The organism is Trebonia kvetii, assembly GCF_007827045.1.
GTDB lineage: Bacteria > Actinomycetota > Actinomycetes > Streptosporangiales > Streptosporangiaceae > Trebonia > Trebonia kvetii.
Map to the genome: position 1 here is coordinate 432,667 of NZ_RPFW01000005.1, position 12,106 is coordinate 444,772.

Sequence of the window (12,106 nt, forward strand, 5' to 3'; positions counted from 1 at the left end):
CCGGGAGGCGTAGGTTTGTGGTACTCCAGTGTCATCTTTGATACTGAAGGTTCAATCCGCTCAAGTACGGAAGATCGGTGGGAGCCGGTATGACACAAGAGTTCGTTGTCTCGGGTGACAGCCATGTGGTGGAGCCCATGGATCTGTTCACCGAGCGGCTTCCGAAGAACCTGCGGGACAAGGCGCTGACGCAGACGGAATTCGAGCTCGAGGAGCCGCTGGTACCGGGCGGCCATACGGTGTTCCGCACCGTTCACGCCCCGGGATATGAGGGCTGGACGGTGTCGCGGTACCGGCAGCACACCGGCCCGACGCCGGACTGGATGCCGGACGGGATCCTGCGGGACATGGACCGCGACGGCGTGGACGCGACGGTCCTGTTCTCGAACTTCGCGCTGTTCGCGACCTACACCGACGATCACGAGGTGGCCCTGGCTCACGCTCGTGTCTACAACGACTGGGTGGCCGAGACCTACGGGCCGTACTCGGACCGGATGCGGCCGTTGGCGGCGATCCCCACCACCGACATCGGGGACGCGGTCAAGGAGATCGAGCGGGCCGTGAACCTGGGACTACGGGGCCTGTTCCTGCCCGAGCACCCGCAGCCGCTGCCCTACCACTCGGATGAGTACGAGCCGTTGTGGGCGGCCGCGGAGGCCAACGGCCTGCCGATCTTCTTCCACCTCGCGGCCGGCGGTGCGAACACCAAGACCGGGAGCTCGATCACCGGCGACGCTGTCAAGGGCATCTTGACCGCGATGGCGATGGGTAAGAACAAAGAGCTGAGCAACGCGACGCTGGCCGCGCGGACGATGGGCGGTGGCAACTCCAGCGGCGCGGTGCCGATGAGGATCATCTCCGAACTGATCGCGTCCGGCGCCTGCGACCGGCACCCGAACCTGCTCTGGAACACCATCGAGTACAACGCGGGCTGGCTGGCCCACTTCATGTCCATGATGGATAAGGGCTGGCGCACCGGGACCGGACAGGACTCGGAGTGGTGGATGGGGTTCCTGCAGGAGGGCAAGCCGTGGGAAGAGCAGGACCTGTTCGGCCAGCTGTTCCTGATCAACGAGCGCTGGCCCTACGACCTCAAGCCAAGCGAGTACGTCAAGCGCAACATCCGCGTCCAGTTCGCCGACGACCGGATGGCGGTGCAGGCCCGGCACATCACCGGCGTGGACACCATCTACTGGGGTAACGACTACCCGCACGCCGAGGGCACCTTCCTCGGCAGCCAGGCCGTTATCTCCGAGCAGATGTTCGACGTTCCGCAAGACGAGCGCGCCAAGATGCTCGGCGGCACCCTGGCCAAGATCATGGGCTTCGACTCGTCGAAGAAATTCGCGCCCGTCGCACCGACCGGCGAAGTCCTCCCGGTCTGAATGACCGACGGGGCCGCACCGATCGGAACATCACCAGGCCTGGCACATCACACCAGCGACCCTCGATACGAGCAGGACCCGCCATGACTCATGCCGTTCTACTGCCGCCTTACTTCGCGCATGGCGGGGGGCAGCATAACCGTGTCATCAGTGCGATCTACGATCGCTTGCTGGCCACCCCGGTCGTGCCGCACCGGTTCGACTTCTCGTCCGTCACGGAGTCGGTCGCCCAAGCGGATACTGTGGCTCAGATCGAGGCCTGCGACGGTCCCGTGTTGCTGATCGGCTACTCGTTCGGCGCGGCAGTGGCCGCCACCATCACCCACCCGGCCGTCGCGGGCTGGGCGTTGATCGCACCGGCACTGGCCGTCCCGCAGTTCGTCTCGCCGGCGTCGCCACTCCGCCCCCCCGCGCAACCGCCGGTCGCGACTGATCCACGGCCGAAGCTGGCCGTGATCGCGGAAAGAGATGCGTGGTTCGGAGCCGACGTGATCGATCCGCTCGTCGCCGAGTGGGTCGCCTGCGAGCAGCAGACCGTGCGGTCCGCCGATCACTTCTTCGCCGCGACCACCGACGACGTGGCGGACCGGGCGGTCACCTGGGCCGTCGCCCATGCGGCGAGCAGGCCGGCCGTCAGGTCCGGATACCGCTAGCTCGTCCCAAGCGTTCCTGCTAGCCGGTATGCCCCGCTGGCCGCAACGGGATATGGACCTCAAGGGCTGTGCCCGCGCCCGACGGACTGTGCAGCGTGGTCCGGCCGCTAAGCGCCTCGACCCGGTCTTTGAGTCCGGTCAGGCCCGAGCCGCCGCCTACGTCCGCGCCGCCGCGCCCGTCATCGCGGACGCTGATCCGCAGCGTCGTCTCGCCGACGGCCACCTCTACGCAAACGTCGGTTGCACAGGCGTGCCTGGCGGTGTTGGTCAGCGCCTCGGACACGACGTAGTACGCGGCGATTTCGACCGGGTCTGGCAGCCGGCCCTTGACCTGCACCCGCAGGTCGACCGGAACGGGGGAGCGTCGGGCCAGTGCGCGAAGGGCCGGGCGCAGCCCGCCATTGGCAAGTACGGCCGGGTGGATGCCACGGGCGATCTCGCGCAGCTCCTCCAGTGCGGCCTCCAGCCCGTCTACCATCTCATCCAGCCGGCTGATCAGGGCTTCGGTGCCTGAGGGCGCCGTCGCCTTGGCCTCTCGCAGCCGCAGGGCCAGGGTTACCAGGCGCTGCTGTGCGCCGTCGTGCAGGTCGCGTTCGATGCGCCGTCTGGCTTCGTCGGCGGCGGCGACGATGCGGGTGCGGGAGGCTGCGAGCGCGGCCTGCGCCTCGGCGTTCGCGATCGCGGTGCCGACAAGTTCGGTGAAGCCTGCCAGCCGCGCCTCAATGTCCGGCGGCAGGGCGGCCATCCGCGCGTAGGCCACGGTGACGACGCCCCACAGGCGGTCCTCGACCCTGATCGGCACCCCGACGGCCGAACCGAAGCCCCAGCCGCGGCCTGCCATGGCGAAGGCGCCCGACGAGCTGCGATAGTCCTCGACCCGAGCGGGCTGGCCCGTCTGGCCCACGATCGTGCTCACGTTTTTCCCGCCGAGTTCCACCCGGTCGCCGATCGCCATCGGCCAGGGAGTGTCCGTGCTCGTCCACATGCCCATGGCCGTTGCCATGCCATCCGCGTCATACCGGCTCATGCCCGTGAAATCCGCGCCGAGCACCCGCCCGATCTCCTCGGCGACGGCGGCGAACACCTCGTCAGGTGCCGAGCCCCTGGCGACCAGCGTCGCGACTCGGCGCAGCGCGGCCTGTTCGTCGGCGTAGCCGCGCAGGTCCACGCGGGCCTGGGCGTTTGCGATCGCGGTGCCGGCCAGCTCCGCGAATCCCGCCAGCCGCGCCTCGGCGTCCGCTCGCAGCCGTTCCTCGCGGGTAGACACGGCGGTCATGACGCCCCAGAGCTTTCCCTCGACGCTGATCGGCACGCCGACAGCCGCCCGGTACCCCCAGTCGCGCCCGATGGCGGCGGCCGCGCCTGTGGCGCCGCTGTAGTCGTCGATCCGGATCGGCCCGCCGGTCCGGAAGACCAGCGTGGACAGGTTCCGCCCGCCGAGGGCTGTCCGGGTGCCCACGGTAAATGGCAGGATCGTGCCAGCGCTCTTCCAGGCGCCGAGCACGGTCAGCATCTCACCAGGCTCGTAGCGGGCCACAGCGGTGAGGTCGGCGCCTAGCAGTCGCCCGGCTTCGGCGGCGACGGCGGCGTAGACGTCCTCCGGAGCCGTGCCGGTGGCGACCAGCGTGGCGACCCGGCGCAGCGCGGCCTGTTCCTCGGCATAGCCGCGCAGATCCATCCGGGCCTGCGCGCCGGCGATCGCGGTAGCGGCCAGTTCGGTGAAGGCGGCTAGCCGCGCCTCGGTGTCCGCCGGCAGCCGCTCCTCGCTCGTGGACGCGACGGACAGCACACCCCACAGTCGGCCCTCGACCCTGATTGGCGCCCCCACAGTGGAGCGGATGCCGAATGTGCGGATGACTTCAGCGGTGTGACCGGAAGCCTGGGAGAATTCATCGATGCGGGCCGGCTGGCCGGTCTCCATGACGAGCGTGCTCACGTTGGGACCGGATTGGCGCGGACGCGCATCCTCTCCGAGGTCCTGGCGAGCCGCGCTCCACCGCGCGAGGTAGGTCGTCGCTCCGCCCTGGTCGTAGCGGCCGACGCCCGCCAGGTCAGCGTCAAGCAGCTGCCCTGCCTCGGCGGCGACGGCGGCGAACACCTCCTGCGGCTCCGTGCCTGCGGCGGCCAGCGTCGCCAGCCGCCGCAGCGCGGTCAGTTCCTCGGCGATCCGGTCGTCTGCCCGGGCATCCATCAATGCCGCCCGGGCAGCAGCCCCGGATGCCCTACCCCCAGCCTTCCGCCGCAGCCAAACACAGTCATCCCAGAAGGTTAACCCCAGGTAAACGTGCCTGGCCACCGCCACCTTGCCCGAAATGCTAATGGAACGCCCACGGGATGAGGACGGCCGAGGCATTAGGCGGAAGGCGAAGGCACGGGCAGGCCGATCGCCTTGACCTCCAGGTACTCCTCGAAGCCGTGCTCGCCGTACCGGCGGCCGAGCCCGCTTTGTCCGACGCCGCCGAGCGGGCTCGTCATGCTGAAGGTGCTGGCCACGTTGGCGCCGACGGTGCCGGTGCGGATCCGCAGCGCGACCGCGAGCGCGTGGTCGTCGTCGCCGCTCGACACCTGGCCGGCCAGGCCGTAGACGGTGTCGTTGGCGATCGCGACCGCCTCGTCCTCCGTGTCGTACGGTGTCACCGTGACGACCGGCCCGAAGGTTTCCTCCTGGCCGATGACGGAGCGCGGGTCCACGTCGGACAGCAGCGTCGGCTCGATGTAGTACCCGGCAGGCAGGTGGGCCGGCTTGCCGCCCCCGGCGAGCAGCGTCGCGCCGGCCGCCACGGCGTCCTCGATCATGCCGAGTACCTTGGCCCGCTGGACGTCGCTGATGGCCGGACCCGAGTAGTTCCCCATGTCCCAGGGGTCGCCGTACGGGAACCGCTCGATGCTCGCCTTCAGAATCGCGAGCCCCTCGGCCAGCATGGCCCGCGGCAGCAGGATCCGGGTGGCGTTGGTGCAGCCCTGCCCCGACATCGTGCACACGCCGCCGGCCGCCGACGGGAGCACCGCGGCCAGGTCGGCATCGTCGAGCACGATGTGCGTTGACTTGCCGCCCAGCTCCATGATGGTCTTCTTCACCGTCGGCGCGGTCGCCGCGAGGATCTTGCGGCCCACCGCGGTGGAGCCGGTGAAGGTGACCATGTCCACCCGCGGATCGGCCGTCAGCATGGCGGCCACGTCGTTGTCGTTGGACACGACGACCTGGAAGATGCCGGGCGGGATGTCGGTCTCCTCCGCCACGATCCTGCCGAGCTCGAGCCCGGCCCACGGGGTGAGCTGGGCCGGCTTGAGTATCACCGCGTTGCCCGCGAGCAGCGCGGGAACGCTCTCGGTGACGTTGAGGTAGAGCGGCGCGTTCCACGGGGTTATGGCGGCGACCACGCCGACCGGGATGTACTGCAGCTTCTGCCGGAAGCTGCGGCCAAGGCCGGAATGGATGCCCGCATCGCGCAGAAACGCGAAGCTGCGCGCCTGGTCAGGCCAGAAGCCGGCCTCCTCGATGGGGAAGGCGAGCTGAATGCCGTAGGTCATCGCGATCGGCGTGCCGATCTCGGTGACCAGGATGCGCCGCAGCCGCTCCTGCGTGCGAACCAGGCCGTCGCGGAGCTGGGTGACGCAGTGCGCGCGGAACTCCACGACATCGCGCCAGTTCCCGGCGTTGGCGTCGAACGCGCGGCGCGCGGCCGCGACCGCCCGGTCGAAGTCGGCGGGCCGTCCGTCCGCGGCGACCCCGGCCACCTCTTCGGTGGCCGGGTTGATCACGTCGAACGTCACCCCGCCGCAGGCGCCGGTCAGCTCGCCGTCGATGAGCATCCGCTGCTCGCCGGCCAGCACGCCGGTTCCGCCATCGGTCGCGATGCTAGTCACTGGTGCACTCCTTCGCGTTGGTGCAAGGACGAGACAGCCGGCGCCTGCTACTCAAGTAGCTTCAGGTGGGCGCCGGCATCGACGCTGATAAACTCCCCGGTGATGTAGCGGGCCTCGTCCGAGGCGAGGAACACCACGGCGTTGCTGATGTCCTCCGGCTCGATGTACGGCACGTTGGGCATCAGCTGCAGGGTGGCGAAGGCCGGCAGGACGTCGTCGCGAGTCGGGTTCTCCAGGTCGGGCCGGAACCGGGCGTAGACGCCGTCGTTGTGCAGCAGACGGGTGTTGCAGTTGGTCGGATGAATTCCGTTGACCCGGATGCCCTGCAGCGCTGCCGCGGCCGCCACCCACTTGACATAGTCGACGAGCTGCCGCTTGGCGTAGCTGTAGGCGAGCCCGCCCGGCTCTCCGCCGACACCGCCCTTGATCATCGCGGCGAACGACCCGGTGACGATGGCCGAGCCGCCCGCGCTCATCGCCGGAAGCGTCGCGTGCAGGGTATTCATCACACCGACCAGGTTGGTGCCGGCGACCTCGGCCCAGCCTTCCATGCCGAGGCCGGGTGTGAAGCTGGCGATGCCCGCGTTGGCGCAGACGATGTCCAGCCTGCCGAACGTGTCGATGGTCCTGCTGACCGCCTCGGTGAGCGCGCTCAGGTCGCGCACGTCGCCCTGGATGCCGAGCGCCCGCCGGTCGAGCGCCTCCACCTCGGCCACCGTCTGGTTGAGATCGTCCGGGGTGGCGAGCTCGTAGGCGACCGACTTCAGGTCGTGACAGAGATCGAATGCCACGATGTCGGCGCCTTCGGCCGCCAGCTTGAGCGCGTGGCTGCGTCCCTGCCCGCGGCCGCCGCCGGTGATGAGGGCGACCTTGCCCTGGACTCTTCCGGTCATTTCCGTCTCTATCTCTCTTCTTGGATACGGCGAACGATGAAGGCCGTGCTGGCCGGTCAGGGCTGGCCGGTCAGGCCAGCACCGGGATGATCTGCGGCAGGTCGACGGTGGTGCGGATACCGGGCGCGGCGGCGCACACGTAGGGAATCGCGTTCACCGGGCGGTTGGCCGTGTAGCCAGGTGTCATCTCGCCCATCCGCTCGACGGGGATATCGAAGCGGATGTCGACGTCGACTGGGGCATCACCGTCGACGTGCACCTTCCAGCCGTCCCAGCCGGGCACCGTCCAGGCCGGCTCCAGGTGTTCCGTGCAGTACCAGGTCGCGGTGAACGTCATCAGCGGACGGCCGGCATGCGTCCCGGTGACGATCGTCCGCTGGCCGGCCACCGTGCCCGCCTCCAGGGTGCCGGCCGCGATGGTGAGCTTCTCCGGCGTGACCGTCACCTCCCCGGTCGCGGTGACCGAGTCGAGCGGCAGCCCGACCGCCTCGGCGACCAGGCGCATCGACGGGCCGAACGAATAGGCGCCGAAGGCGAAACGCTCCGGCGGGAATTCCGCCACCGAGTGGCCGAAACCCATCAGGTCGAACAGCATCTCCGGCGAGTTCCGGCTGGCCAGGTCGGCGTACTCGTTGATCGCCATGCCGTCGAGCCGGCGCTGGATCGACGCCAGGACCAGCGGGACCGCCTCGCTGATGAAGCCCGGGCTCGAGCCGGTGCTGTGAATCGAGGTGCCGCCCTCGGCGCACGCCCGCTCGACGCGTTCCCTGTCGGCCGGCGGCATGCTGCCCGGGTGGTGGAACTCTCCCCGCGTGGTCACGATGTTGGTGCCGTCGGCCAGGATGGCGCACACCTGGTCGAGGTCGCAGACGGCGGGCATGTACAGCACGCAGTCCGCGCCGAGCGCGAGGATCTCCGCGATGTCATTGGTGGCGGTGACCCCGGTCGGCGGCAGGCCGCACAGGTCGCCAGCGTCCCGGCCGGCCTTGGCGGGCGAGGTGACGTAGACGCCCGCCAGGGTGAGCGCGGGGTGCTCGATGACCTGGCGGAGCGAGCGGCTGCCGATGTTGCCCGTCGCCCATTGCACGACGCGAAGTCCGGTCATGATGTGTTCCTCTCGGGGGGTGAAACGATCAGTTCAGTACAGGCCGCCGTCCACCCGGATCAGCGAGCCGGTGGTGAAGCTCGACGCGCCCGACGCCAGGTACAGTGCCGTGGTCACAATCTCCGCGGGCTCGCCCGCGCGTCCGGCCGCGTTGTGCCAGGTCCGCTTGCTAGGCTCCGGCCAGTGCTTGGAGATGTCGGTGAGGAACGGCCCGGCCGAGATGGTGTTCACCCGCACCCGGGGCGCGAACTCCCTGGCGAAGACCGTGGTGAGCGCGTTAAGCGCGGCCTTGGCGCCCGCGTAGGGCCCGAACCGGGGGGCCGGGAACAGGGCGCCGCTCGACGAGATGTTGATGACGGAGCCCCCGTCCCCGTCGTACATCCGCTGGCCGATCAGCGCGGTTAGCCGGAACGGGCCCTTGAAGTTGACCCCGATCACCTTGTCGAACAGCTCCTCCGACGTCTCCGCCGACGACGGCGCGAGCGGTGACATGCCGGCGTTGTTGACCAGGATGTCGACCTTGCCGAAGTGCTCGTAGGCGCGCTCGGCGAGCTCGTCGCACTCGTTCCAGTGCCCCACGTGGCAGGCGACAGGCAGCGCCCGCCGCCCGTTCGCCTCGATCTCCTTGGCCAGTGCCTGGCAGCTGTCAAGCTTGCGGCTGGCGATGACCACGTCGGCGCCCGCGGCGGCGAAGGCCAGCACCATCTCCCGGCCAAGCCCGCGGCTCCCGCCGGTGACCAGGGCGACCTTCCCGGTCAGGTCGAACAGCGCCGCAGGCCCGGCAGGGGCGTCGCTCACAGCCCGTGCTCCTCGAGGAGTGCCGCGTACCGCGCACGTGCCGCGGCCCGCCGGGTGGGGATGTGTTCGGTGGGGAACAGGCCCGGGGCCGGGTCATAGCCGCGCAGCATGCCCTTGGCGACGGCCGCCTTGTGCACCTCGGTCGGCCCGTCGGCCAGCGCGAGCTGCGGCGCATAGGCCCACCAGGGGCCGAGCGGAGTCTCCTGGGTGGTGCCGAGCGACCCGTGCAGCTGCACCGCCCGCTGCAGGACATCGTGCAGCACCGCGGCCAGCGCCACCTTGCACATCGCGATGTGGGTGCGGGCGGCACCGTGCGGCTGGTTGTCGATGATCCACGCCGTCTGCAGCACAAGCAGCCGGAACTGCTGCAGCTGGATGGCCGAGTCGGCGATGAAGCCCTGGACGAACTGGTGCTCGGACAGCAGCTTGCCCTGCGTCCGGCGCGACAGCGCGCGCTCGCACATCATGTCGAAGGCCCGCTGGCACTTGCCGACAACCCGCATGGCGTGGTGTACCCGGCCGCCGCCCAGCCGCGCCTGGGCGACCTTGAAGCCCTCGCCGGGTGCGCCGAGCATGGCGTCGAGCGGCACGCGGACCTGGTTGTAGCGGATGTAGCCTTCTGTGCCCTCGTCCAGGTCGTCGCGCTCGTTCATTGTCGCGACGTTGCGGATGATCTCGATCCCCGGTGTCTCGGCCGGCACGATGAGCATCGACATCCGCTCGTATGGCTTCGCGTCGGGGTCCGTGACCACCATGACGATGAAGAACGAGGCGTAGCGGGCGTGGCTGGAGAACCATTTCTCGCCGTCGATCACCCACTCGTCACCGTCCCTGGTGGCCTTGCACACGAACTCCTTGGGGTCGGAACCCCCTTGTGGCTCGGTCATGGAGAAGGTGGACACGATGTTTCCCTCAAGCAGCGGCTGGAGGTAACGCGCCTTCTGTGCCTCGGTGCCGTACAACGCGAGGATCTCGGCGTTGCCCGTGTCGGGGGCGGCGGTGCCGAAGACGGTCGGCGCCCACTGCGAGCGGCCGAGGATCTCGTTCATCAGCGCCAGCTTGAGCTGACCGAAGCCCTGGCCGCCCAGCTCGGGCCCGAGGTGGCAGGCCCACAGGCCCTGCTCCTTCACCTTCTCGCGCAGCGGCGCCAAGATCGCCCTCGATGCCTTGTTCTGCACGTCGTACGGGTCACCCGGGCGCGGGAAGAGCAAGTCAAGTGGCTCGCACTCGTCCCGTACGAAGGCGGCCATCCAGTCCAGCTTCTCCTGGAACTCGGGTTCGGTGCAGAAATCCCACATGCACTGCTCCTGCCGTGTCGCCCCCGGCCTGGCGGGATCCGCGGTGGCCGGGTATCGTCGGTCCTCAGACGAGAATCGTATTACTAAATACTAGAAGATAGTTGTTTCATGGACGAGGGGGAGAACGCAATGGCCGCCAGCCAGGCCGACGAGATAATGCTGGGTCAGCTGCATGACCGGGTTGGGCAGCGGGTAACCGACTGGCGTCCCGGCGCGCGGGTACGCGGCGTGTCACCGCTGACCGGCGGCACCTCCAGCCTTACCTTCATTGTCGACCTGGCCGGCGTGGCCGCAGTGGAGACCCCGGTGGTCCTCAAGGTCGCTCCGCCCGGGCTCGCCCCGCTCCGCAACCGTGACGTGCTGCGCCAGGCGCGGCTGCAGCAGACGATCCAGGGCACCCCGCGGCCGCTGGCACCTGACGTGCTCTTCTCCGATCCTGGCGAGCCGCCGGAGGTTCCGCCGTTCATGGCGATGAACCTGGTCGCGGGGGAGTGCGTGGAGCCGGTGCTGTGCGATGACGCCGAGCGGCCCGCTCCCGTCCAGGTAAGGGCCCGGTTCTTCGACGCCGTGCGGGTGCTCGCGCAGTTGCACGCGCTCGTCCCGGCCGAGGTGGGGCTTGGCGATGAGCCCGTCGTCGGGCTCGCCGACGAGGTGGACCGGTGGACCCGCGCGTTCACCACCCTGCCGCCGGAGATGGCGGGCGACTACGAGCGGGCCGCGAAGGCGCTGCGGGCGACCATGCCCGCGCCGCTGCCGCCCGCGTTCAACCACGGCGACTTCCGGCTCGGGAACACCCTGTGCGAGGGCGACCGGGTCAACGCGGTCATCGACTGGGAGATCTGGTCGGTGGGCGACCCGCGCGTCGACCTGTCCTGGCTGACCTACTTCACCGACGATGCCGGGCATCCCGCCGTCGCGCCGGGGACGGTCGCGGGCACCCCGGCCGGCCGCGAGGTCGTCCGGGCCTACGAGGACGCGATCGGCCGGCCGGTGCCAGAGCTCGGCTGGTTCGACGCGCTCACCCGCTATAAGGAGGCCGCCACCACCGGCCTGCTGCTCAAGCGCGCGCTGAAGCTCGGCCGGCCGGTAAAGGAATCGATGGCGCGGATGCAGCCGGAACTGCCCCGCCTCGTCCAGGAGGCCATCCGCATCGTGAGCGGCTGACGGCCGCGCCGGGCGACTGAAGGGATCATCCCGAACGGGTTCGGCCGAATCCGGCACGGAAAGGGACTAGTTCAGTGCATCAGAAGGTATCGGTCAGCGGACTCTGCTTTCCCGAGTTGCCTGCTCCCGAGGCGATCGAGGCCATCGCCGGCCTCGGCGTCGCCAGCGCGTCGCTCACCGGGGCCAAGGTCCGCGCGGCCGGGGCGGAGGTGGTAGCCGCGGCGGCCCGCCGGCACGGGGTGAAGATCGTCACCACGACCGGCACGCTCGCCATCAACCTGTCCTCGGTGGCGGCCTCGGCCGAGTCGCGGCAGCTCGTGGAGAAGGACATCGACCTGGCGGCGGCGGTGGGGGCCGCGACGATGTACGGGCTGACCGGGCCACGAACCTCGGCCCGCTGGGACGCCTGCGCCGACGCCTATGTGAACGCGATCGGCGACCTTGCCGGCTACGCGGCCGCCCGCGGTGTGACCCTCGCCATCGAGCCGACCAGCTGGCTGTACTCCGACCTAACGTTCATCCACACGTTCCACGACGCGCTGCTTGTCGCCCCCAGGGCCGGGATGGGGATCTGCCTGGACGCGTTCCACGTCTGGACCGAGGCCGGGCTGCGCGAGGAGATCGGCGAGCACGCCAGCCTGATCGCGCACGTGCAGGTCAGCGACATGACGCGGGGATCGCGGTCGCTGCCCTGCCGTACCGTTCCCGGCGCCGGCGACGTGCCGCTCGCCGCGGTTGTCCAGTGGCTGCTCGACGCCGGGTACTCGGGAGTCTTCGACCTCGAGCTCAACGGGCCCGCCATCGACGCCATCGGCCACCACGCGGCCGCCGCGCAGTCCGCGAACTGGCTGGACAAGCTGCTCGAAGAACTGGGTGCATAATCGAGATATGACGCAACAACGCCGGCGTGCGAACATGCCTGGTTTGGCCGCCGCAGTGCACT

Annotated in this window: 10 protein-coding genes; 4 read left to right on the forward strand and 6 right to left on the reverse strand. The window is 69.6% G+C overall.

Annotation, left to right across the window (positions count from 1 at the left end):
• Window positions 1-89 precede the first annotated feature (89 nt).
• Together EAS64_RS27145 and EAS64_RS27150 are read left to right on the forward strand one after the other, a co-directional pair.
• Window positions 90-1,385, forward strand: coding sequence for an amidohydrolase family protein (locus EAS64_RS27145; protein WP_145857513.1), 1,296 nt, complete (start codon window positions 90-92; stop codon window positions 1,383-1,385).
• An 83-nt stretch (window positions 1,386-1,468) separates the two neighbouring features.
• On the forward strand, window positions 1,469-2,038 hold the full coding sequence (locus EAS64_RS27150; RefSeq protein ID WP_145857515.1) for an alpha/beta fold hydrolase: 570 nt from the start codon (window positions 1,469-1,471) through the stop codon (window positions 2,036-2,038).
• Between the two features lie 19 nt (window positions 2,039-2,057).
• Here EAS64_RS27150 and EAS64_RS27155 read toward each other — a convergent pair whose 3' ends face one another.
• From EAS64_RS27155 to EAS64_RS27180, 6 genes are all read right to left on the reverse strand, one after another.
• Window positions 2,058-4,229, reverse strand: coding sequence for a sensor histidine kinase (locus EAS64_RS27155; RefSeq protein WP_187366210.1), 2,172 nt, complete (start codon window positions 4,227-4,229; stop codon window positions 2,058-2,060).
• 161 nt (window positions 4,230-4,390) lie between these two features.
• Window positions 4,391-5,905: an aldehyde dehydrogenase family protein gene (locus EAS64_RS27160; RefSeq protein WP_145857519.1), complete on the reverse strand. Its 1,515-nt coding sequence runs from the start codon at window positions 5,903-5,905 to the stop codon at window positions 4,391-4,393.
• A gap of 47 nt (window positions 5,906-5,952) precedes the next feature.
• A complete protein-coding gene (locus EAS64_RS27165) occupies window positions 5,953-6,798 on the reverse strand; it encodes a mycofactocin-coupled SDR family oxidoreductase (RefSeq protein ID WP_145857521.1) in 846 nt (281 codons plus the stop codon).
• A 70-nt stretch (window positions 6,799-6,868) separates the two neighbouring features.
• Window positions 6,869-7,903: an NAD(P)H-dependent amine dehydrogenase family protein gene (locus tag EAS64_RS27170; protein ID WP_145857523.1), complete on the reverse strand. Its 1,035-nt coding sequence runs from the start codon at window positions 7,901-7,903 to the stop codon at window positions 6,869-6,871.
• A gap of 33 nt (window positions 7,904-7,936) precedes the next feature.
• Window positions 7,937-8,701 carry an SDR family NAD(P)-dependent oxidoreductase gene (locus EAS64_RS27175; protein ID WP_187366211.1) on the reverse strand — a complete coding sequence of 255 codons (765 nt, stop codon included), beginning with the start codon at window positions 8,699-8,701 and terminating at the stop codon, window positions 7,937-7,939.
• Window positions 8,698-9,999 (reverse strand): acyl-CoA dehydrogenase family protein, encoded by a 1,302-nt coding sequence (locus tag EAS64_RS27180; RefSeq protein ID WP_145857525.1) that lies wholly within the window; start codon window positions 9,997-9,999, stop codon window positions 8,698-8,700. Before EAS64_RS27180 ends, EAS64_RS27175 begins: the two co-directional genes overlap by 4 nt.
• 108 nt (window positions 10,000-10,107) lie before the next feature.
• On the opposite strand from EAS64_RS27180, the gene EAS64_RS27185 reads away from it, so the two are divergent.
• Both EAS64_RS27185 and EAS64_RS27190 read left to right on the forward strand, forming a co-directional pair.
• Window positions 10,108-11,163, forward strand: a complete 1,056-nt coding sequence (locus EAS64_RS27185) for a phosphotransferase family protein (RefSeq protein ID WP_222849638.1) — start codon at window positions 10,108-10,110, stop codon at window positions 11,161-11,163.
• Window positions 11,164-11,237: 74 nt separating this feature from the next.
• Window positions 11,238-12,044, forward strand: coding sequence for a sugar phosphate isomerase/epimerase family protein (locus tag EAS64_RS27190; protein ID WP_145857527.1), 807 nt, complete (start codon window positions 11,238-11,240; stop codon window positions 12,042-12,044).
• The last annotated feature ends 62 nt before the right edge of the window (window positions 12,045-12,106 follow it).

Excerpts from the sequence above, each read along its gene's own strand:
- EAS64_RS27145 (WP_145857513.1), top strand. The coding sequence starts at position 90 with ATGACACAAGAGTTCGTTGTCTCGGGTGACAGCCATGTGGTGGAGCCC.
- EAS64_RS27150 (WP_145857515.1), top strand. The coding sequence starts at position 1,469 with ATGACTCATGCCGTTCTACTGCCGCCTTACTTCGCGCATGGCGGGGGG.
- EAS64_RS27155 (WP_187366210.1), bottom strand. The coding sequence starts at position 4,229 with ATGGATGCCCGGGCAGACGACCGGATCGCCGAGGAACTGACCGCGCTG.
- EAS64_RS27165 (WP_145857521.1), bottom strand. The coding sequence starts at position 6,798 with ATGACCGGAAGAGTCCAGGGCAAGGTCGCCCTCATCACCGGCGGCGGC.
- EAS64_RS27170 (WP_145857523.1), bottom strand. The coding sequence starts at position 7,903 with ATGACCGGACTTCGCGTCGTGCAATGGGCGACGGGCAACATCGGCAGC.
- EAS64_RS27180 (WP_145857525.1), bottom strand. The coding sequence starts at position 9,999 with ATGTGGGATTTCTGCACCGAACCCGAGTTCCAGGAGAAGCTGGACTGG.
- EAS64_RS27185 (WP_222849638.1), top strand. The coding sequence starts at position 10,108 with ATGGACGAGGGGGAGAACGCAATGGCCGCCAGCCAGGCCGACGAGATA.